Here is a 20,907-nt window from a genome sequence, read left to right as displayed (position 1 = left end):
CTCTGCTCCCTCCTCCTCTGCTCCCTGCTCCCTGTTATTATGTCTCACCCAATTTACTTAGATTGCCACTCGACTACGCCGCTAGATGAAAGAGTTTTGCAGGCGATGTTACCCTACTTTCGAGAGCATTTTGGTAATCCGTCGAGTAACAGCCACGTTTACGGTTGGGAAGCAGAAGCGGCGGTGAGACAAGCAAGGGAAATCTTGGCAGAGGCGATCGCGGCTACGCCAGAAGAAATTGTCTTTACGAGTGGAGCGACGGAAGCAAATAATTTAGCCATCAAAGGGGTGGCTGAGGCTTATTTTCAGAAAGGACGGCACATTATTACGCTAGCAACAGAGCATAATGCTGTTATCGACCCTAGCGAATATTTGCGATCGCTCGGTTTTGAGGTGACGTTTTTACCCGTGCAACCAGATGGGGTAGTCGATCTGGAGCAACTAAAACAAGCGTTCCGTCCCGATACAATTTTAGTCTCGGTGATGGCAGCAAATAACGAAATAGGCGTTGTGCAACCCTTGGCGGAAATTGGGAAAATGTGTCGCGATCGCCAAGTTTTATTTCATACTGATGCTGCACAGGCGATCGGCAAAATTCCCCTCGACGTGCAGGCGATGCAGATCGATTTAATGTCGCTGACGGCGCACAAAGTGCATGGACCAAAAGGGATTGGTGCTTTGTACGTGCGACGGCGCAATCCTAGAGTCCAACTAGCACCACAGCTACACGGCGGCGGACAAGAACGGGGAATGCGTTCTGGGACTTTGTATACGCCGCAGATTGTTGGTTTTGGTCAAGCAGTCGCGATCGCTTTGGCAGAACGAGAGACAGAGGCAAAGCGCCAAATGCAACTACGCGATCGGCTGTGGCAAAAGTTGAGCCAATTAGACGGAATATATTTAAACGGACATCCCAGCCTGCGATTGCCTGGTAATTTGAATGTTAGCGTCGAAGAAGTTGACGGCACTGCCCTACACTTGGGGTTACAGCCTGTTGTAGCGGTGTCTTCCGGCGCGGCTTGTTCTTCTGTCAAAACAGCCCCCTCTCACGTTTTACTCGCCTTGGGGCGTTCGGAACAGCTAGCTTATGCCTCAATTCGCTTCGGGATTGGGCGGTTTAATACGATAGAGGAGATCGATCTCGTAGCAGAACATGTTGTGGCAACAATCTCTAGCCTGCGGCGACAAAAGCAGTTATCAGCGATCGGCGATCGCTGAACAGTTAACAATTATTGGTAAAGATGAATAGGAAAAAAAGACAAGCCACGGGCGATAATTGACTTCAAACTGTGGTGTGTTTGAACGTGGTGTGTTTGAACAATGGAAATGGATAGCGGGCGACCTATCGGTGTAGATTTATTTGCAGGTGTTGGTGGGATGACGCTTGGTTTTGAACAAGCAGGTTTTGATATCCTGGCAGCTGTGGAAATCGATCCGATCCATTGTGCAACCCATCAGTTTAATTTTCCGCTTTGCTCGGTTTTATGTCAGAGTGTCACCGAGACTACAAGTACGGAAGTTAGAAGTTGTTCGGCAATAGGCGATCGCGATATTGATGTCGTCTTTGGCGGTTCTCCCTGTCAGGGATTTTCGTTAATTGGCAAACGCGCTTTGGACGATCCGCGCAATGCGTTGGTACATCACTTTTTGCGATTGGTACTAGAGCTAAAACCAAAATATTTTGTATTTGAAAACGTGCCAGGATTAACTATTGGCAATCATCGGCAATTTCTCTCAGAATTAATTGCAGCTTTTGGCGCTGGTGGATACGAAGTTAAAACAGATTATCGAGTTTTAAACGCGGCAAACTATGGTGTACCTCAAGATCGAGCTAGGTTATTTCTGCTTGGCTGTCGTTACGGTTTACCTTTACCTGACTATCCTCAACCGATAACGAAACCCTCACTCTCTCGTAAATCAAAATATATTTTAAATTTACCTCATTTAAAATCAACTCCTACAATTTGGGATGCACTGTGCGACCTTCCAGTCGTAGAATTGTATCCAGAATTACTTCAGCAAGATTGGGCAATTGTTGAATACAGCAAACCCAGTCATTATAGTAGTAAAATGCGCGGTATTTTTGCTAACAATGATAACTACGCTGGCGATCGCTACTTCGAGACGCGCTTATTAACTTCTAGTTTGAGAACTCGCCACGGTGATAATTCTATTGCTAGATTTGCTACTACCAATTGGGGGGAAGTAGAGCCAATCAGCCACTTTTATAAACTTGCTCCTGAAGGTATTTGCAATACTTTGCGAGCTGGAACGGCGAGTAATTTAGGTGCTTTTACGTCACCCCGTCCGATTCATCCTTATAAGCCTAGATGTATTACCGTTAGAGAAGCTGCCCGATTGCATTCCTATCCCGACTGGTTTCGATTTCATCAGACGAAATGGCACGGTTTTCGCCAGGTAGGAAATTCTGTACCACCGCTTTTAGCGCAGGCAATTGCTAGAGAAATTCTCCGCGTTTTAGGAGTAGTTCCAGTTAAACCAAAAGAAACACAACAACTGGGGAGCGATCGCCTACTTCAACTCAATATGACTCAAGCAGCGCGAATTTATGGCGTAGCGGCAAATGCGATCGCGCCAAGGTTAAGACAGAAGCGAAGAGAATGAGTGTCGTTGTCGGTATTGTTGACTAGAATTGGTAGGCTATTTGTTTCGCGCTAGCCGAGAGTATGGGCGATCGTGCCAGTCAAAAACTTTAAATTAAAAAAACTTTAAATAATGTCTCGGAATTCTGATAAAACTTAAAACAGAGGTGACTGAGAGCATACGTGATGGTGGCAGCAGCAGACTACCGCGAGATTGACATTGCCCCATTAATCGACCATACCTTGCTGATCCCGACGGCAACGCCCGCCCAAGTGGAACAGTGGTGTATGGAAGCAGACAGATTTGGATTTGCCGCAGTTTGTATCAACCCCGTCTACGTGCGGCAAGCAGCAGAATTGCTCTACGGCAAAAAACCAAAAGTTTGCACGGTGATTGGCTTTCCTACCGGAGCCACGACATCAGCCGTGAAGTTATACGAAGCGCAAGAAGCAGCCGATAGCGGGGCGACTGAATTAGATGTCGTCATCAATTTGGGCTGGCTTAAAGCTGAGAAAACAGAAGCACTGCACCGAGAAATAGCCGAAATTTGCGAAGAAACGGGGCAAACAGTCAAAGTTATTTTAGAAACCACCCTTCTGACAGAGGCAGAAAAACGACTTGCCGCAGATATATGTATGGATGCGGGGGCAGCGTTTCTCAAAACAAGTACGGGATGGAATGGGGGTGCAACAGTGGCAGACGTGCGTTTACTTAAAGAAGTTGCTAAGGAACGAGTCGGTATTAAAGCATCGGGAGGAATTCGCACTATAGACCAGGCAATAGAGCTAATATTGGCAGGGGCGACGCGATTGGGTACATCTCGCAGCGTCGATCTACTCCGCCAGCGCGATAACCTGGAAAAAGGCAGTTATCAGTGAACAGGAGCCAGGAGTCAGAAGTCAGGAGTCAGGAGTTAGAAATAGTTTTTCTTCCTCAGCTCCCGATCGCTCCCGATCGCTCCCTCAGCTCTCTTCTTCCCCAGCCCCTAGCCCCTAGTTATGAGTCGTACCTACAAAGCCACTGGAATTAATTTAAAGAGTATGCCTTTGGGTGAGGCAGATCGGTTGCTGACGATTTTGACTCAGGAGTTTGGTTTGATCCGAGCTGTTGCGCCTGGGGTGAGAAAGCAAAATTCAAAGATTGGTGGTAGAAGTGGGTTGTTTGTCGTCAACGAATTATTGATTGCTCAGGGGCGATCGCTCGATAAGATTACTCAAGCTGAGACCATAGAGTCATACCCTGCTCTGAGTCAAGACTTAGGTAAGCTCGCAGCTAGCCAGTATTTGGCAGAAATGGCGATGTGTCAAGCTTTGAGCGAACAACCCCAAACTGAATTATTTTTCTTGCTCAACGAGCATCTCAAACGCCTGGAGCAATTGCCTAAATCTGCGGGATCTTCGACTTTAGCTCACTTATGCCATGCAGCGTTTCACCTGTTGGCTTTGGCAGGAGTTGCGCCCCAAGTTCAAGCTTGTTCTTTAACGGCAAATTCCCTGATTCCAGATTTTTCTACTCCCGACTGGCAAGTAGGATTTAGTACCTCAGCAGGGGGAACGGTAAATTTGTCTGCTTGGGAAAATGCAACAGCTACAGGGAAAAACAGCGATCGCAACAAATCCATAAAACCTGATGTTACTAATACTAATATTTTGCCACCCACGGGCAGAGTGGCAGAGGCGATGGGTACGGCTTATCGGGCGATCGCCCACAAGCAAGAGAAACTCGTACTCGATCGGCGGATAAATGCCGCAGAACTAACTCTATTACAACAGCTGTCTCAGGCTAATCTACCTGCGATCGCCGTTCTGGATCGCCATAACTGGCTATCAATCGAACGCATTTTGCGTCAGTACGTACAGTATCACTTCGGTCGCCCCATTCGGTCAGCTGCCCTGATCGATAGTTATTTCGCTTCCCTGCCGAGTCCTTTAACAGAAGATCATGCAACCGTTTGATTTAGATACAAGAAATACCAAGCCATCCTCTTCTCAGGCTAATTCCCTCAGAAGTCAAGTTGGAGGTCACGCTGCTAATTCGCGGTCTACGCCATCTACGCCCAAATATCTATCTAGTAAAAAGCAAATATCTCATAATTCTGTAGCTGAAAGCACAAATATTCCAGAAAAAACATACACTCAAGAAAAAAGCGAATTTTCTATGGGAGAGGCAGATGACAAGCTGCCAAAAATAGAGCAGTTAAATGAAACTGTCAGAAATGGCGTAATGACAAAAACGCCAGCAAGTCAAGATAGCGCGATCGCCACGGAGTCGGGTGGCTCAAACGGCAATTTTCAAGTGCGTGGAGATGAGCCACCATCTGAAGAGCCACAAGGATTTTTGCCCGTTTTGCGCAACCGCAATTTTCTCTCTTTATGGAGCGGTCAAGTCTTTTCTCAACTTGCCGATAAAGTTTATTTAGTGATGACGATCGCTATCATTTCTAGTCGCTTTCAAGCCAGCGATCAAAGTATCAGCGGGTGGGTTTCGGCGATTATGATGGCTTTTACCATCCCCGCAGTCTTATTTGGCTCAGTTGCAGGGGTATTTGTCGATCGATGGTCGAAAAAGATTGTACTTGTAGTGACAAACTTGCTACGGGGCATTTTTGTGTTGTCAGTCCCATTTTTGTTATGGTTCACGCAAGACTGGCATTCAATTTTTAATTTGCCCGTAGGCTTTGCGATTCTTTTAGGATTATCGTTTGCGATCTCGACACTGACACAGTTCTTTGCTCCAGCTGAACAAGCAGCAATTCCTTTAGTCGTGGAGCGAAGACACTTACTATCAGCTAACTCGCTTTACACCACGACAATGATGGCTTTGGTGGTTGTGGGATTTGCGGTAGGAGAACCATTACTGGCGATCGCCGATACAATTACCGATCGCATTGGGATCGGTACGGGTATGGGTAAGGAGATCGTTGTTGGCGGGAGTTACGCGATCGCCGGACTGATTTTATTTCTGCTCAAAACTGGCGAGAGCCTACCCGACAGCGATCGAGAACCGCCCCACGTTTTGCAAGATCTACGTGATGGACTCAGCTATCTCAAACACAATCGTCGCGTTCGCAATGCCCTCCTCCAGCTAATCATTCTATTTTCCATCTTTGCCGCTCTAACCGTGCTTGCCGTGCGGCTAGCAGAAGTCATTCCAGGGTTAAAGTCTTCTCAATTTGGCTTTTTGTTAGCGGCTGGCGGAGTTGGAATTGCCTCTGGTGCGACTCTCCTCGGTCAATTCGGTCAACGCTTTGCCCACGCTCAGTTAAGTTTGTGGGGTTCTGCGGGCGTAGCAGCCTCCTTAGTCGGGCTATCGATGTTCTCCCAACAACTGTGGTTTGCTTTAGCATTGATTGCGCTGCTAGGGGCTTGTGCTGCCTTAGTAGCGATCCCCATGCAGACCACAATTCAAAAAGAGACTCCGCCTGACATGCATGGTAAAGTCTTTGGTCTCCAAAATAACGCCATTAATATTGCTTTATCTCTACCGCTAGCACTGGCTGGCTTAGCAGAGACATTAATTGGTTTACAGGCAGTTTTTCTAAGTTTAGCTGTAATCGCGATCGCAGGAGGTCTCTTAACCTGGTATATTTGCCGTACAGAGACCCAGATTGTTAGTTAGTTATCAACGAGAGGCTTTGTGGGGAATTAAGGGAGCAGGGAGCAGGGAGCAGGGAGCAGGGGAAAGAGAGCTGAGGGAGCGATCGGGAGCTGAGGGAGCTGAGGGAGAGAATTGACTCACCACACCCCACACCCCACAATGCCAGTTGCTACAACGGGGGAAACCCCCGCACCGCACTGGCTCCCCCACACCCTATACCCCACACCCCACACCCCACACCCTACTCCCGACTCCCTAAGTCTCTCACTAGATCGGAAAATCGAGCCGCAACCGAATGCATATTGCCTGGATTGGAAAAAAATCACCCTTTTGTGGCAATGTTACTTACAGTCGAGAAGTTACTAATGCCTTGCTAGACCGAGGAAATCAGGTTAGTTTTCTTCACTTCGCTCAAGAAGAAGAAGAAGCTAAGCGGGATAATTGGCCCGACTGCCCAGAAGTCCCTCTACCCTTCTTCTATAAGTCTCAAGTCTATACAATCCCGACTTTAGGGGCAACAAAGGTTTTAACTCAGTCGCTACGGGAGTTAAAACCTGATTTAGTTCATGCATCTTTAACGCTATCTCCCCTAGATTTCATCCTGCCAGAGATTTGCGAGGAGCTGAATTTGCCCCTTGTGGCAACTTTCCATACTCCCTATGCTGGTAAAGGAGCAAAACTCGTATCGGGAACTCAATTGCTGGCATATCAACTGTATGCCCCATTTTTGATCAACTACGATCGCGTTATTGTCTTTTCGGAAGTCCAGCGAGAGTTGTTTGCCAAAATGGGTTTGACTGCTGACAAAGTAGCAGTGATCCCCAACGGCGTAGACGTAGAGAAATATAGTCCTGGGACTTCACGTATCAAGCAAGAATTCCACGCCGAACGACTATTCGTCTATCAAGGTCGAATTGCTGCGGAAAAAAATATCGAAGCAATGCTTCGCGCCTGGAAGCAAGCGGATATGAAACCTAGTAGTAAATTGCTCATGGTAGGTGATGGTTCCCTTACTGCTTCTTTACGACCTTTCTACAGCGCAGAATTTGGCATTTACTGGCTGGGATATATTGCCGATGAAAATCGACGGTTGGAGATTTTGCGTGGTAGCGATGTGTTTGTTTTGCCGTCTTTGGTAGAAGGATTGTCAATTTCTTTGTTAGAGGCAATGGCTTGTGGTCTGGCATGTTTAGCTACAAATGTAGGTGCAGATGGGGAAGTGTTAGAGAATGGCGCTGGTGTAGTTCTCACTCCCAGGCGCGTCACGTCACAATTATCAACTCTGCTACCTTTGTTTCAAGATCATCCAGAACTTACCATCTTACTAGGGCAAAAAGCGCGACAGCGAGTATTAGAGCGCTATACCCTGAGTCAGAATATCGATCGGCTAGAGCAGCTTTATGACAGCGTATTGTCACAACGGCAAAGTTCAAAAATTTTCAGTTCTAAGTTTCGCGCTCGACTATAGATAAGTTGTAGAGGCGTTCCCGGGAACGCCTCTACAACTTATCTATTCAACCAACCAGCACTTAAAACTACTGTTAAACCTAAAAACGTTACTACCAATGCCCATGTAACGCGGTTCAGCGTTGTTTCGGCACTTTTGGTACTACTAAATAACTGTGCCTGACCGCCGATCGCACCGATCCCATCACCTTTGGGACTGTGCAGTAATACCAAAACAATCAAACCCACGGCAGAAAATGCCCAGATAGCTTCAAGAACTGTAGTAACTGTCATAGTGCGAATTAGCTCAGATAGCGCAAAAAAAGTATAGCTTACTTGCTTACTTATTTAACTTTACCAGCCCATTCTGACAGGAGTACGGGAAGATTGTACTTCATACTTAGCTGGAGCAATTAAAGATTGACCAGTCATCTCGGCTGGTTGGGGAAGCTGCAAGATTTCTAGAATCGTCGGCGCGAGATCGGCAAGCTTGCCGTCACTCCTAAGCGCTACCTCTGTACCGTAACCCGGGATCTTCGCTTTTTCACCTTCAATTAAAATGAAGGGGACTGGATTAGTCGTGTGTGCCGTCCAAGGATTTCCCTGTTCGTCGCGGAGGGATTCAGCGTTACCGTGATCGGCTGTGACTAATGCCGTGCCTCCTACTTGACCGATACTTTCCAATAAATGTCCCAAACAGCGATCGACAGTTTCAACTGCTTCTACAGTCGCACCTATATCACCTGTATGACCTACCATATCAGGGTTTGCATAGTTAATGACTACCAGGGAGTAAACTTGTTGCTCGATCGCGGCGATCGCTACATCAGTCACCGCTTCAGCTGACATGGCTGGCGCTTTGTCGTAGGTCGCCACCATCGGACTCATTACCATTTCCCGATCTTCACCTGCAAATGGGTCTTCTAAGCCGCCATTAAAAAAGTAGGTAACGTGGGCGTATTTTTCTGTTTCTGCGGTACGAAATTGTTTCAGTCCGTGGTGAGCGATGACTTCGCCTAAAATATTGTTCAGATTTTGTGGCTCAAAAGCTATAGGGATCGACAATTCAGAGTCGTATTGCGTAAACGTGACAAATGATAAAGGCTCGATCTGCTGCCGTTCAAAGCCGTCAAAGTCTGGCTTGACAAAAGCATAAGTGAGCTGTCTGGCGCGATCGGGGCGAAAATTGTAAAAGAGTACGCCATCACCTGGTTCTACTGCTCCTGGAGCGATCCGTATAGGGATGACAAATTCATCAGTGACTCCCTCATCGTAGGAAGCTTGTAAGACCTCAACTGCCGATCGCCCGTCGCCTACACCGTCTTGAGTCATCACATCGTAAGCACGTTTAACGCGATCCCAACGGCGATCGCGATCCATTGCGTAGTAACGACCGCTTAGAGTGACGATCTGACCAACACCAATTGAATCTGCGTGTTCTTGAATCTGTTCGAGAGCTTCCAAGCCTTCTGTAGGTGCTGTATCGCGTCCATCTGTAATTGCATGGATGCATACTTGAGCGAGCTTTTGCGCCTTCGCTAAGTCTAGCAATCCTAACAAGTGGCTTAAGTGGGAGTGTACCCCACCTTCCGAGCATAAGCCGATTAGGTGCAATTTACCGCCTCTGTCTTTGACTTCTCGGCACAACCGGGCGATCGCTGCGTTCTGCCCAATTGAACCATCTTCGACCGCGTCTGTAATTCTGACTAATTCTTGCGGTACAACTCGCCCTGCACCAATATTCAGGTGTCCGACTTCCGAGTTGCCCATTTGACCCTCTGGCAACCCTACTGCTTTGCCTGAAGTGCGAATTAGAGTTCTGGGATAAACTGCCCAGAGGCTATCCATTACAGGAGTTTTTGCAGATGAAATCGCGTTACCGTCTGCTGCCTCGCGATAACCCCATCCGTCTAATATCACTAGCACCACGGGAGCAACAGGTGCTTGGGTCATACGATGTTACCCTTTACTTTTGTTAACTCACCCGTCATGATACCACTACCGATCGTCTCTGCAAGGGTTTTTTTGCTGATTTTGTCATTTTCTCTACTATATCTTTCAGCTTTTCTAATGGGGATCGCCTTCTGGAAGGGGTGAGGAGTGAGGAGTGAGGAGTGAGGGAATTTTGGATTTTGGATTGTAATTCCGAATGCTCCCTTGTCTCCCTTGTCTTTTTTTCTAACCCCTACTCCCTTTCTTAGCGGCAGCTTTAGCGGCTTTGACGGCTTTTTTAGCAGCTTGCTCGGTAGCAATCGCAGCTTGTCTTTCCTGTTCTCGTTCTTCTGCTAATTTGTTTTGGTAGTAATGGTAATCTCCCAAATAAACTCGAAATTCTCCATCGCGAATTTCAATAATTTTGTTGGCAACTTGAGAGATGAAGTAGCGATCGTGAGAAACGATCAGTACCGTACCATCGTAGTTTTGAATTGCTTCTTCCAGCATTTCTTTCGCTGGAATATCTAAATGATTTGTCGGCTCATCTAAAATTAATAAATTTGCCGGACGTAGCAGCATTTTTGCTAAGGCAAGACGGGCTTTTTCGCCTCCACTTAAGGCTGCAACTTTTTTAAATACCGTGTCGCCGCTAAATAAAAATCTTCCTAACAACGTGCGAACTTCTTCATTCGTCCAGTCGGGAACTTCATCATGGATCGTTTCCATGACGGTTTTGTTTAAATCTAAGGCTTCTGCTTGATTCTGCTCAAAATAGCTAGGAATCACGTTATGAGCACCCAGTTCGACAGCTCCTTCTGTCGGCTCCTCCATTCCCGTAATCAGACGCAGTAATGTAGATTTACCCGCACCATTGGGACCGAGAAAAGCAATGCGATCGCCTCTTTCTATTAAGAGGTTTCCACCTAAAAATAAGATTTTGTCGTCATATATATGGGTTAAATCTTGAATTTTCACCACTTCTCGTCCGCTACGGGGTGCGGGTGGAAAGCGAAAATGCAGGGTTTTTAAGTCAGATATCGGTGCTTCGACACGCTCGATTTTATCTAATTGTTTTTCGCGGCTTTTTGCTTGCGTACTGCGAGTAGCACTAGCTCTAAATTTATCGACAAAAGCTTGCTGTTTATCAAGTTCTTTCTGTTGCCGTTCGTAGGCACTTTGTTGTGCTTCCTTCGCTTCAAACTTTTGTTGCAAATAAATTGAATAGTTGCCTAAATATGTTGTAGAAACTCCCCTTTCAGTTTCGACAATTTGAGTGCAAAGGCGATCGAGAAATTCGCGATCGTGCGAGACAATTACCATCGGTGTAATTAACCCTTTCAGGTAATTTTCCAACCACTCAATAGTTTCTAAATCTAAATGGTTAGTTGGTTCATCTAGAAGTAACAAATCGGGTTTTTGTAGTAAAATCTTTCCCAAACTCATTCGCATCTGCCAACCGCCACTAAAAGCGCTGACAAGGCGATCGCCATCTCCTGGTTCAAATCCCAGCTCTGGCAAGATTTTATCGATTTGCGCCTCCAAGCTGTAACCATCCAAAGCTTCAAACTGGCGCTGGAAGCGATCCATTTGTCGCAGAAGTTTATCTAATTCTTCGGGTGTTGCGGTTTCTAACTGATGTTGTACTTTTGTCAAACTTTCATGAACTTCGTTTGCCGCAACAAAGGCGCGCCAGAATTCTTCCTTTACAGTACGAGTTGGATCTACTTCAAATTCTTGGGTTAAGTATGCTATGTGTAAACTAGCAGGACGAATCACCTCTCCAGTGGTTGGCTCAATCTCTCCAGCAATTATTTTCAGTTGGGTAGACTTGCCTGCTCCGTTGACACCTACTAAACCGATGCGATCGCCTGCTTTGACTTCCCAATTCACATCTTTCAGGACTTCACCAGTAGGATAAATTTTACTAATGTGTTCCAGTCGCAGCATTCAGTATCTCCAAGGGCGATCGCTTCATCGACATCGTAACAAAATTTAATGGCGAAATGTAGGGTGCGTTCTTCAAGACAGAGGAAAGATTTTGAGAATCTTAATTTCTGGGTTGAAGTCACCTAAGATGACTAACATGATTGACGCGCAGCCCTCACACCTCTATATTGAATTATCTTCATTAGGCTGTTGGTACGCAAATTCGGTGCATCAATTGATTCAAACAAGGAAAAACAAATGAGCTTGTATGATGAGACAATTTCCAAAATTCTCCAACTGCCAGAACCGCTTGTTAAGGAAGTAAGTCATTTTGTAGACTCTTTGCGACTAGACAAAGATAACACTCGCTCGGCTCTATGGATGCAATCTACGGAAGCATTGAAAATTAGCACTTCAGATTTATCAGATTATTCAAGGAATCCAGAAGAGTACGAAACACGTCTAGCACGGGGAGAGATTCAGCAGTAGTTTTAGGTTAGTTGGATGGGAAGGAGGCGATCGCTTTAACTGTGGTATTGAAAACAGCGATCGGAATTTCCAACGTCAAATTTATTCGTATTGGTAATAAATCAGTTAGGGCGCATAGATGTACGGGCGCATAAATGATGTAGGGGCGCACAGCTGTGCGCCCCTACAAGATATGTATTATTTCAAAATATCCATCGTGCGTCCATACAAAATCTGTATTATTTCAATACGTTTATCAAAATGCCCATTCGTGATTTGGATCGTCTAGCGCCGCTTTTACTGAAGCTAAATTAGTAAATTCTTTGAATGGGCTTGATTTCGCTATTTCTGTAATTGAACGTAAGGCTACTTCTAGTTGCTCGTTATTGCCTGTTGTAATTGCGCGATCGACTACATTGAACAAAGCCCGAAAATTTTCTGCTCGTTCATCAAACGAGCGATCGAGATATCCTATCAATATTGCTCGCTGAGCGTTAATTTTCGCGATAGTAGTTTTTTCCCACGCTTCAATTTCACGCCGCTTTGTCTGCTCTTGTTCGGTAATTTCTTTGTAGTTTATATACGCTGAAACCGCTGTCCCTATAAACGTCGTTCTCTCCCAAGCTGTAATTTCACGCCGCCTAATTTCTTGTTGTTCTGTAACTTGCTGATAATCTGAAACAATGCCAGATAAACATTGTGCTGCTTCAAGCGCAGTTAATACTGCGCCAATATATTGCAAAGGCATTTTTACTAAACTCCTAGATAACGGTACTTAGCGTGGACAGTCACGGCATCCTGATTCAATAGTCCTTTTTTGTCTAAAACAGGTGTTTTTATAATTTCTGTAAGTGCTTTTATTAAAAGCCCTAGCTGCTGAAATTTACAAGCATCCCTATCTTTGTTAAATGATGGCAATGATTCAAGTTCATTAAGACCTAGAACAGCTCGATCGTTAAGCAATTTAACCAAATCCTCTAACTCAAAAATTTGCCGCCTTGCTTGTTGAAGAAAGTCTCTTGCTGCGTCAAATTGAGCTATTGCCGTGTTTACTTCAGCTTCATACTTCCGTGCTTTGGTTAAAGCTTCCTCTGCTTTACCCGCTAATTGAAAACCACCGATCATTAAGGCAGGACCCAGTGTCAGACCTCCCAAAACAAAACCTCCAACAGCCATACTACTACCACCTAACCATGCTATTGTTGCATTTCTAGCAGCAGCTCCACCAAGCGATGAGATACCTACTTCAGTAGTCCACAAACCAAAGAATCTTGTTACTGTAGCTGTTCCTACAGACTTTGCAAGTGTAATTGTCCCAGAACTTACTGCTGCACCTGTAACTGCTGCTGATAAACCGCCTTTAACCCACTCTTCAGCCTCTATAGCCATAACTTGATACTGTTTGAGCTGCTGAATTGAAATTTCTAGTCCTTCTAAAATCTGCCGATCGCTTTGCGAAGCTTGCTGACCAATTCGCCGCTCGATAAAATCAACAAAACGTCCAACTGTGCACATTTTGATATCAATCTGAAGTTGACTGTACTCCTCTGCTATCTGGTTAGCAGTTTCCCAGTCTGCTTGCAATTGACTAACTTTACTTTTGTAGCGTTTTTGAGCGCGTTCACCAATTTTTTTTGCTAGATCCATATCAGCCATACCTGCGACACACGCAAGCCCACCAAAAGCTGTAGTACCTAAAGCAATAGCACCAAGAATAATTGGAATCACAAAATACTCCTATTTTTATTCATATACAACCAGGCGCACAACTGTGCGCCCCTACAAATATGTTTTGCGTACTGCCAAGAATCACTAAATATTTTCTTAATTTACACGCTATAAACTTAGAGAATTTGAGCTTTGAATGAAGGTAACTAAAAGCTTATATAAAGTCGAGCGATCGAGATTATGTTTAATAAATTACTGCGGGCATATTGTAGGGGCGCACAGCTGTGCGCCCCTACAAGCCATGTATTACATCCAATGAAAAAAGCTAATAATGACCTCGTATAATTCCAAAATTCATCGCCGTCAGTCTATTCGTTTACGTGGTTATGATTATTCTCAAGCAGGTGCTTACTTTATTACCATTTGTACCTACCAAAAAGAATGTATATTTGGCGAAGTTATGGATTGTCAAATGCGCTTGAATAAAGTTGGATGTATAGTAGCTGAAGAATGTTTGCGATCGCCCACAATTCGACCAGGAATTGAATTAGATGAATGGGTTATCATGCCTAATCACATACATGCAATTGTTATATTCACATCTTCTGTAAGAATACTAGATTCAGGGGCGCACAACAACTGTGCGCCCCTACGTCGAAAACCGCGTTCTCTGTCGTCATTGATTGCTGGATTTAAATCTACCACTACAAAGCAAATTAACGAAATACGCCAGACTCCTAAAATATCAGTTTGGCAACGAAATTATTATGAACGAGTTATTCGCAATGAAGCTTCTTTAAATAAAATTCAGCAGTACATCATAAATAATCCTTTTAATTGGCTTCACGATTTAGACAATCCAACTAATTCTGCTTTAAAGTAATATAGCCGTTGTCGATTGGATAGGATACCAAATCTGTGGGGGCGCACAGATGTGCGTCCCTACAAATATATGGTAATCAAAAGAAAATTGATATAGATTGCAATCGCACTTCCTCCCTCCACAAATTCCAAAGCGCGATCGCATTTTCCCATCACGGGGAGCTTCCCTGCCTAGTCTCACATACCAAAAAATTAACCCTCCCTAAACTTAGGAAGGATTATGCCATCATATTTTACCGTATCAATCCAAGCGCGATCGCTCTCTACGCACCCGCACTCGATGCAGCTAACTCTGCTAACTGTTCCTGCTGATCTTGAGCGATGCAATCTTGAATAATTATTTCTATATCGCCTTCTAGGACTGGGTTCAGAGAATAATTCTGTCCCAAACGATGGTCTGTGACCCGATTATCTTTGTAGTTGTAGGTGCGAATCTTCTCCGATCGCGAACCCGTTCCAACTTGCGATCGCCGCATGGAAGTAACAGCTTCTTGTTGTTCCCGCAGCTTCATTTCGTACAATTTAGCTCGCAAGATTTGCATTGCCCGTTCTTTGTTTTGTAACTGGCTGCGTTCTTCCGTACAGAAAATCCGAATTCCCGTTGGTTTGTGGAATAAGTCTACCGCTGTCTCCACCTTGTTAACATTTTGACCGCCAGCACCGCCAGAGCGAGCTGTTTTCATTTCAATCTCAGTCGGATCGATGTGAATTTCTACGTCATCCACTTCTGGCATCACCGCGACAGTAGCAGTAGATGTGTGAACTCGTCCCCCTGCTTCCGTGACTGGTACGCGCTGAACGCGGTGAACCCCTGCTTCAAACTTGAGTTTGCTGTAGACAGAATCGCCCTGAATTTCTAGCACTGCTTCTTTAAATCCGCCCATTTCTGCCAGAGATTCGCTCACTAGCTTGACGCGCCAGTTTTGAGTTTCGGCATAGCGGGAATACATTCTAATTAAATCTCCAGCCCAGATACTCGCTTCATCGCCACCAGTACCTGCCCGAATTTCTAACATAATATTCTTGTCATCGTTCGGGTCGCGGGGTAGCAGTAAAACCTTCAAGCGAGCTTCTAGCTGCTCTAATTTAGTTTCTAATTCCTGCACCTCCAAAGCTGCCATTTCTTGCAACTCTGGATCGCTAGCTGCTTCTTTTAAAACTTGACGCGCTCCTTTAAGCTCTTCCTGAGCGGTTTTCCAAGTTTCATAAGTATTGACGACTTCTTCAAAAGAAGAACGAGCCTTCGCGACCCGATGCATCTCTACCGGGTCGGTAGCGATATCTGGGTCGGCAAGGCGACGAGTCAATTCATTGTAGGTTTGCTCGACTGATTTGAGCTTATTTAGCAGGTAAGGTTCCGCCATAGTCGCGATCGCTCAGCAAATAGTAGATTGGGTCATATACAAAAATTTTAGACTTCAGATTTTTCTAACTTAAATCCAAAATCTAAAATCCAAAATTGAACTGACCGCGCTACTTCTTCTTGGGCTTTCCTTCTGTATTGCCTGCTTGGGAGGGATCCATCATGCCGTATTTTCTCAAGAAGCGTTCTACGCGCCCTTCAGTATCGATAATCTTTTGAGTTCCAGTATAGAACGGGTGATTGCCAGACCAGACATCAACGTGGAGTTCTGGCTTAGTCGAACCAACAGTCATTACTAGTTCCCCGTTGCAGTAAACCTTAGCTTCGGGATACCACTGCGGATGAATATCTGGTTTTGCCATCTTTTTTTCCTAATTTTCTAATCTTATTGTAGCTTTTGGCTGGTAATAGCTAGTAAGTAATAGGCAACTACCAATTACCCATTACCCATTACCAATTTATCGCTTCGAGAATTGAGGAGCTTTCCGTGCTTTATGTAAGCCGTATTTCTTCCGTTCTTTAGCTCTGGGATCGCGAGTCAAATAACCCTCTTTCTTCAGATGCAAGCGATTTTCTGGCTCCAATTGACAAAGGGCGCGGGCAACTCCTAAACGAATTGAATCGGCTTGTCCGGTTAAGCCGCCGCCGTGAGCGTTTACGAGAATGTCGTATTCGTTCTCTAGACCTAGCGTCTCTAGAGGTGCTTTAGCGGCTGCAAGGTAGCTGGCATTGAATTGAAAATATAAGTCGCCAGCTTTACCATTGACGACGAGTTGACCGTTACCTGGAACTAGACGAACTCTAGCTACAGACGCTTTGCGTCGTCCTGTACCCCAGTACATGACTCGCCCGTTAGTGGCAGGGGTTTGTGTTGCTTGCATTACTTGTCTCCTGGGATGGTTTGAATTTTAATTGCTTCTGGTTGTTGCGCTTGATGGGGATGTTCTGCACCAGCGTAGACTTTGAGCTTAGTAAAGAGTTGTCTGCCCAAGCTATTTTTTGGCAGCATACCTTTAACAGCTTGTTCTACAATGCGCTCTGGTATCCGTGCTTGAAGTTGAGCAAAGGTTTCGGTTTTCATCCCGCCAGGTCTTCCAGAATGACGGCGATAAAGTTTTTGACTGCGTTTTTTCCCTGTGACTTTAATTTTCTCAGCGTTAACAACGATGACAAAATCACCAGTGTCCATATGTGGGGTAAATTCTGGCTTATTTTTGCCTCGCAAAATATTAGCAATTTCAGTGGCGAGCCTGCCTAAGCGTTGGTCAGCGGCATCGACCAGATACCACTGCTGATTAATCATATTTTGAGGGGGGATGTAGGTTTTGGTCATGGTGGTTTTACTATCCTGAAATAATCTACTGGAATATTTACCCTAAAATAATTTACTTGAAATAATTTGGGTTCATGTTTGTGCGGCAGCCTGAGAAAGTAGAGCAGATGCTATGTAGGATGGAGTAGAAATCGGCTCTGTCTGTTCTGTTGGGGCAGCGGTTACGTCTGGTAAGAAAAATTGGGGTTGCGTATCATACCAAACTTCAGCAGGAAAAGGAAATTCAGTATAGCCAACTCGTAGCAGGCACAAGCCAGCAGCAGGAGCGGCGTACTTGACTTCAGCGCGGCGTTGCTGCTGCCAAATCTCGGTAAAATTAGCTAGCGATCGCTGTCCACTGCCCACTTGAACCAGCAATCCCAGTAATAGCCGCACCATGCCGTACAAAAAGCCATTTGCCTGCAATTCAATTTGCACAAACGAACCTTGACGATGGCATTCCGCTGCTTGTACTTCTACCCAAGAATGAGCGCGACTAGAACCCGCCCGATGAAAAGCTGCTAAATGGTGGTTGCCGAGTAGAGGTTTTAATGCTGCTTGAATTAATGATTCATCTAGAGGTACGTGATAATAGTGCCAGCTAAAAGCTTTGGCAAATAAATTCGGTCGGGGGTCGGTGTAGAGAGTGTAGCGATAGCGCCGCCACTTAGCAGAAAAGCGGGCGTGCCAATCCAAGCTCACCTCAGCCGAAGCGCGAATTAAGATATCTTCTGGCAGACGACTGTTGAGAATTGCTGCCCAGCGATAGGCTGGAATCGGACAATCAACTACATTAAAGTGAGCAACTTGGGCAGCAGCATGAACTCCAGCATCCGTTCTGCCTGCTCCATGAATGACAATTGGATAACCCAGGACATTAGCGATCGCAATTTCTATTTCTTCCTGAACCGTACGCTGCTGCGGCTGTCGCTGCCATCCATGAAAACGAGTCCCCAGGTATTGAATTACCAGGGCGACTCTACTTGTCAATTCCGGTTGCCAAACAGCCATTTCCAAAGCGCCACAGTATTTTAAACGAGTTCGATAATTGCCATTTCTGCATTGTCGCCCCGACGGCGTATCGTTTGTAAAACGCGAGTGTAACCACCAGCGCGGCTACCATAGCGATCGGGGACTTGCTCGAATAGAGCGTGTACGAGTTGCTTATCGTAGATATATCCGATAGCTTGACGACGAGCTGCTAAAGAGCCATCTTTAGCTAGGGTAATCATTTTTTCTGCTTCAGACTGTACGACCTTTGCTCTTACTTTAGTAGTGGTAATTCGTCCGTGTCTGAGTAGTTCGGTGGTCAGCGCTCTTAGTAGGGCGCGGCGTTGGTCTGCTGGTTTACTAAGTTTTTTAATGCTATTGCGGTGACGCATGATTGTAAAAGGATGTAGGGTGAAGCCCTTCCCGTAGGGTAGGATCGGGGGTGAAGGATGGATTGCTACATCCTTCTTTCAAAGAGTATTTCAGGTAGGTTTGGAAGATTTCTCGTGCGGCAAGGTAATGCCTAAACGCTTCTGTAACGCTTCGATCACTTCCTCCGCTGACTTCTGACCGAAGTTCTTAATTTCTAGTAGATCTTCTTGGGTATAGTCTAGTAAGTCAGCTACCGAATTCACCTGCGCTCGTTTGAGACAGTTGTAAGCCCTGACGGAAAGTTGCAGTTCTTCAATTGGAATCTGACTAGTCGGGTCTTCGTCGGCGGGAATTTCGTCTTTCATCGCCGCCAGCGAGATGTCTTTTAAGGGGGTGAACAGGTCAACGAGAATATTTGCGGCAGAAGAAAGGGCTTCTTGCGGTGTTAGGCTACCGTTTGTCCAAATTTCCATAATCAACCGATCTTTTTGCAGCGAACCGTCTACCCGCGCATCTTCAACGCTGTAGTTGACCTTACGAACTGGCATAAAGATCGAGTCAATTTGTAGGTAATCGATGGACGTAGCTTCGTCGCGCCCTCGTTCGACCGTGCGATAACCCTTTCCCCGTTCGACCCGAAATTCCATTTCTAATTTCGCCCCGTCTGCTAGGGTAGCTACGTACTGATTGGGGTCGATAATTTCTACTTCTGCTGGTAGATCGAAATGAGCCGCAGTAACTGTAGTAGCCCCGTGGACGAGCAATCGACCAGTTACGGCTTGCGAGGAGTGGCTTCTGAGGACGATTTCTTTCATCTGCATCAGAATTTCCATTACGTCCTCGCGCACGCCAGGAATTGTAGCAAATTCATGGCTTACGCCTGCAATTCGGACGGCTGTGACTGCTGTACCTTCTAGATTAGAGAGTAAAATTCGCCTTAAGGCGTTACCTACTGTCGTTCCTTGACCGCGATCGAGAGGTTCCAAGACGAACTTACTATATTGACTCCGATTCTCCTGCGTAATAGACTCAACACATTCGATTTGAAATTGCGCCACGGAGTAACCTCCCCTATTGTTAGCTCCTATAAATTGGCATAGCAACCGCTTGCCTGAGTTACATGCCTGAATTTTTCCCTGAATTTCTGAGTTGATTTATCTGTTCCGCCGTTTCAGTTTCTAGCTGACTTTTGGGACAAGATAACGCGATCGCCCACTGGACGAACGCGCAGGTTGCAGAAATTTCCACATTTTTTTGGACATTTGAGTTTATACTCGGCGGCGTTTGGGCGGACGACAGCCATTATGTGGAATAGGCGTGATGTCGCGAATTAGAGTAATCTCTAATCCCGCCCCTTGCAGCGCTCTAATTGCTGTTTCTCTGCCTGCTCCAGGTCCGCTGACCATGACTTCGATCTGACGCATACCTTGGTCAACTGCGCGTCGTGCAGCACTTTCAGCTGCAGTCTGCGCGGCAAAAGGAGTGCCTTTCTTCGCTCCCTTAAAGCCGCTAGAACCAGCCGATGCCCACGAAATCGCATCGCCATTTTGATCTGTAATGGTGACTATGCTGTTGTTGAATGTAGATTGGATGTATGCCATGCCATTTGGTACGTTGCGTTTTTGCTTTTTCGTACCGCTTTTCTTAGTTGGTCGCGCCATAGGGTTACGATCGGTTTAATTTTGCTCTACTCAATTCAAAAATGCTCTACATTTCTAGGAAGTTATTTATTTCCCTGGAGCCTTTTTCTTCCCTGCTACCGTTTGTCGTCTGCCTCGACGGGTACGAGCATTGGTACGAGTGCGTTGTCCTCTAACGGGTAAGCCCATCCGATGACGACGACCCCGATACGTACCAATATCGATCAGGCGTTTGATGTTCATCGTCTCCAAACGCCTTAAATCTCCTTCAACTTGATAGTTTGCTTCTATCTCGTTTCTCAGAGCTGCTACATCGGCATCGCCGAGATCTTTGACGCGGGTATCTGGGTTGACACCTGTAGTCGCCAAAATTTCTTTCGATCTCGTTAAGCCGATCCCATAAATATAGGTCAGACCGATCTCAATCCGCTTATCTCGCGGAAGGTCTACACCAGATATCCGTGCCACGCTGTTTCTCCCTAGTCTTGCTTTGCTGCAACAATATTCACTCTTTCACGGTGTTAACTGAAACACCAGATGGCGACGATCGGCGCCCATCATTTTATAGTTAGCCTTGACGTTGCTTGTGTTTCGGGTTAGAACAAATAACCATTACCCTACCTTTACGGCGGATAACGTTACACTTTTCACAAATTCTTTTTACAGAAGCTCTAACTTTCATGACTTTTACATTACAAACTCTA

Annotated in this window: 26 protein-coding genes; 9 read left to right on the top strand and 17 right to left on the bottom strand. The window is 45.7% G+C overall.

The features are described 5' to 3' along the window. Nucleotides 1-36: 36 nt before the first annotated feature. The 7 genes from H6G17_RS11760 (at nt 37) to H6G17_RS11735 (ending at nt 7,669) form a co-directional block, all read left to right on the top strand. Nucleotides 37-1,218 (top strand): aminotransferase class V-fold PLP-dependent enzyme, encoded by a 1,182-nt coding sequence (locus H6G17_RS11760; RefSeq protein WP_192157415.1) that lies wholly within the window; start codon nt 37-39, stop codon nt 1,216-1,218. Nucleotides 1,219-1,326: 108 nt separating this feature from the next. After that, nucleotides 1,327-2,625, top strand: coding sequence for a DNA (cytosine-5-)-methyltransferase (locus H6G17_RS11755; RefSeq protein WP_192157413.1), 1,299 nt, complete (start codon nt 1,327-1,329; stop codon nt 2,623-2,625). A gap of 164 nt (nt 2,626-2,789) precedes the next feature. Continuing rightward, complete coding sequence (gene deoC / locus H6G17_RS11750; RefSeq protein ID WP_192157264.1) at nt 2,790-3,482, top strand: deoxyribose-phosphate aldolase; 693 nt, start codon at nt 2,790-2,792, stop codon at nt 3,480-3,482. 120 nt (nt 3,483-3,602) lie between these two features. Beyond that, entirely contained in the window at nt 3,603-4,559 is a 957-nt protein-coding gene (recO, locus tag H6G17_RS11745; RefSeq protein WP_192157262.1) for a DNA repair protein RecO, read from the top strand. Further along, nucleotides 4,546-6,222, top strand: a complete 1,677-nt coding sequence (locus H6G17_RS11740; protein WP_192157260.1) for an MFS transporter — start codon at nt 4,546-4,548, stop codon at nt 6,220-6,222. Before recO ends, H6G17_RS11740 begins: the two co-directional genes overlap by 14 nt. Beyond that, nucleotides 6,212-6,337 carry a hypothetical protein gene (locus H6G17_RS34045; RefSeq protein ID WP_277875984.1) on the top strand — a complete coding sequence of 42 codons (126 nt, stop codon included), beginning with the start codon at nt 6,212-6,214 and terminating at the stop codon, nt 6,335-6,337. The genes H6G17_RS11740 and H6G17_RS34045 overlap by 11 nt, the downstream gene beginning before the upstream one ends. Before the next feature lie 159 nt (nt 6,338-6,496). Beyond that, nucleotides 6,497-7,669, top strand: coding sequence for a glycosyltransferase family 4 protein (locus H6G17_RS11735; RefSeq protein ID WP_192157258.1), 1,173 nt, complete (start codon nt 6,497-6,499; stop codon nt 7,667-7,669). Between the two features lie 38 nt (nt 7,670-7,707). Here H6G17_RS11735 and secG read toward each other — a convergent pair whose 3' ends face one another. The 3 genes from secG to H6G17_RS11720 all read right to left on the bottom strand — a co-directional run bounded on the left by secG (nt 7,708) and on the right by H6G17_RS11720 (nt 11,529). Next, on the bottom strand, nt 7,708-7,941 hold the full coding sequence (gene secG / locus H6G17_RS11730) for a preprotein translocase subunit SecG (protein WP_015152268.1): 234 nt from the start codon (nt 7,939-7,941) through the stop codon (nt 7,708-7,710). A gap of 60 nt (nt 7,942-8,001) precedes the next feature. Next, nucleotides 8,002-9,600, bottom strand: coding sequence for a 2,3-bisphosphoglycerate-independent phosphoglycerate mutase (gene gpmI, locus H6G17_RS11725; protein WP_192157256.1), 1,599 nt, complete (start codon nt 9,598-9,600; stop codon nt 8,002-8,004). Between the two features lie 225 nt (nt 9,601-9,825). Beyond that, a complete protein-coding gene (locus H6G17_RS11720) occupies nt 9,826-11,529 on the bottom strand; it encodes an ABC-F family ATP-binding cassette domain-containing protein (RefSeq protein WP_192157254.1) in 1,704 nt (567 codons plus the stop codon). Nucleotides 11,530-11,766: 237 nt separating this feature from the next. Here H6G17_RS11720 and H6G17_RS11715 point away from each other — a divergent pair, with 237 nt between their 5' ends. Continuing rightward, complete coding sequence (locus tag H6G17_RS11715; RefSeq protein ID WP_015152271.1) at nt 11,767-11,997, top strand: hypothetical protein; 231 nt, start codon at nt 11,767-11,769, stop codon at nt 11,995-11,997. A gap of 7 nt (nt 11,998-12,004) precedes the next feature. Here H6G17_RS11715 and H6G17_RS11710 read toward each other — a convergent pair whose 3' ends face one another. The 3 genes from H6G17_RS11710 to H6G17_RS11700 all read right to left on the bottom strand — a co-directional run bounded on the left by H6G17_RS11710 (nt 12,005) and on the right by H6G17_RS11700 (nt 13,704). Then, the gene (locus H6G17_RS11710; protein WP_192157252.1) at nt 12,005-12,148 is read right to left on the bottom strand and encodes a hypothetical protein; all 144 of its coding nucleotides are present in this window, start codon (nt 12,146-12,148) and stop codon (nt 12,005-12,007) included. 84 nt (nt 12,149-12,232) lie between these two features. Beyond that, the gene (locus H6G17_RS32575; protein ID WP_199316660.1) at nt 12,233-12,724 is read right to left on the bottom strand and encodes a hypothetical protein; all 492 of its coding nucleotides are present in this window, start codon (nt 12,722-12,724) and stop codon (nt 12,233-12,235) included. 5 nt (nt 12,725-12,729) lie between these two features. After that, a complete protein-coding gene (locus H6G17_RS11700; RefSeq protein ID WP_192157250.1) occupies nt 12,730-13,704 on the bottom strand; it encodes a hypothetical protein in 975 nt (324 codons plus the stop codon). A gap of 271 nt (nt 13,705-13,975) precedes the next feature. Here H6G17_RS11700 and H6G17_RS11695 point away from each other — a divergent pair, with 271 nt between their 5' ends. Continuing rightward, entirely contained in the window at nt 13,976-14,527 is a 552-nt protein-coding gene (locus tag H6G17_RS11695; RefSeq protein ID WP_192157248.1) for a transposase, read from the top strand. 262 nt (nt 14,528-14,789) lie between these two features. On the opposite strand, the gene prfA is transcribed toward H6G17_RS11695, so the two are convergent. The 11 genes from prfA to rpmJ form a co-directional block, all read right to left on the bottom strand. Further along, entirely contained in the window at nt 14,790-15,890 is a 1,101-nt protein-coding gene (prfA, locus tag H6G17_RS11690) for a peptide chain release factor 1 (RefSeq protein ID WP_192157246.1), read from the bottom strand. A gap of 109 nt (nt 15,891-15,999) precedes the next feature. After that, nucleotides 16,000-16,251, bottom strand: a complete 252-nt coding sequence (rpmE, locus tag H6G17_RS11685; RefSeq protein WP_192157244.1) for a 50S ribosomal protein L31 — start codon at nt 16,249-16,251, stop codon at nt 16,000-16,002. Nucleotides 16,252-16,347: 96 nt separating this feature from the next. Then, nucleotides 16,348-16,770, bottom strand: coding sequence for a 30S ribosomal protein S9 (gene rpsI, locus H6G17_RS11680; protein WP_015152275.1), 423 nt, complete (start codon nt 16,768-16,770; stop codon nt 16,348-16,350). Further along, nucleotides 16,770-17,222 (bottom strand): 50S ribosomal protein L13, encoded by a 453-nt coding sequence (gene rplM / locus H6G17_RS11675; protein ID WP_192157242.1) that lies wholly within the window; start codon nt 17,220-17,222, stop codon nt 16,770-16,772. The genes rpsI and rplM overlap by 1 nt, the downstream gene beginning before the upstream one ends. Nucleotides 17,223-17,294: 72 nt before the next feature. After that, complete coding sequence (gene truA / locus H6G17_RS11670) at nt 17,295-18,212, bottom strand: tRNA pseudouridine(38-40) synthase TruA (RefSeq protein ID WP_192157240.1); 918 nt, start codon at nt 18,210-18,212, stop codon at nt 17,295-17,297. 20 nt (nt 18,213-18,232) lie between these two features. Beyond that, entirely contained in the window at nt 18,233-18,583 is a 351-nt protein-coding gene (gene rplQ, locus H6G17_RS11665; protein WP_192157238.1) for a 50S ribosomal protein L17, read from the bottom strand. A 90-nt stretch (nt 18,584-18,673) separates the two neighbouring features. Further along, a complete protein-coding gene (locus tag H6G17_RS11660) occupies nt 18,674-19,621 on the bottom strand; it encodes a DNA-directed RNA polymerase subunit alpha (protein WP_039714880.1) in 948 nt (315 codons plus the stop codon). 58 nt (nt 19,622-19,679) lie between these two features. Continuing rightward, complete coding sequence (locus H6G17_RS34040) at nt 19,680-19,811, bottom strand: hypothetical protein (protein WP_277875981.1); 132 nt, start codon at nt 19,809-19,811, stop codon at nt 19,680-19,682. Nucleotides 19,812-19,831: 20 nt separating this feature from the next. Continuing rightward, nucleotides 19,832-20,224: a 30S ribosomal protein S11 gene (rpsK, locus tag H6G17_RS11655; RefSeq protein WP_015152280.1), complete on the bottom strand. Its 393-nt coding sequence runs from the start codon at nt 20,222-20,224 to the stop codon at nt 19,832-19,834. Between the two features lie 66 nt (nt 20,225-20,290). Next, the gene (gene rpsM / locus H6G17_RS11650) at nt 20,291-20,671 is read right to left on the bottom strand and encodes a 30S ribosomal protein S13 (protein ID WP_015152281.1); all 381 of its coding nucleotides are present in this window, start codon (nt 20,669-20,671) and stop codon (nt 20,291-20,293) included. A gap of 100 nt (nt 20,672-20,771) precedes the next feature. After that, the gene (gene rpmJ / locus H6G17_RS11645) at nt 20,772-20,885 is read right to left on the bottom strand and encodes a 50S ribosomal protein L36 (RefSeq protein WP_015152282.1); all 114 of its coding nucleotides are present in this window, start codon (nt 20,883-20,885) and stop codon (nt 20,772-20,774) included. Between the last annotated feature and the right edge of the window lie 22 nt (nt 20,886-20,907).

Origin of the sequence: Chroococcidiopsis sp. [FACHB-1243] (genome assembly GCF_014696895.1) — a bacterium.
In the GTDB taxonomy this organism is placed as follows: Bacteria; Cyanobacteriota; Cyanobacteriia; order Cyanobacteriales; family Chroococcidiopsidaceae; genus Chroococcidiopsis.
The sequence above is the reverse complement of the archived record's forward strand: the minus strand, read 5'-3'. Positions and strand labels throughout refer to the sequence as shown.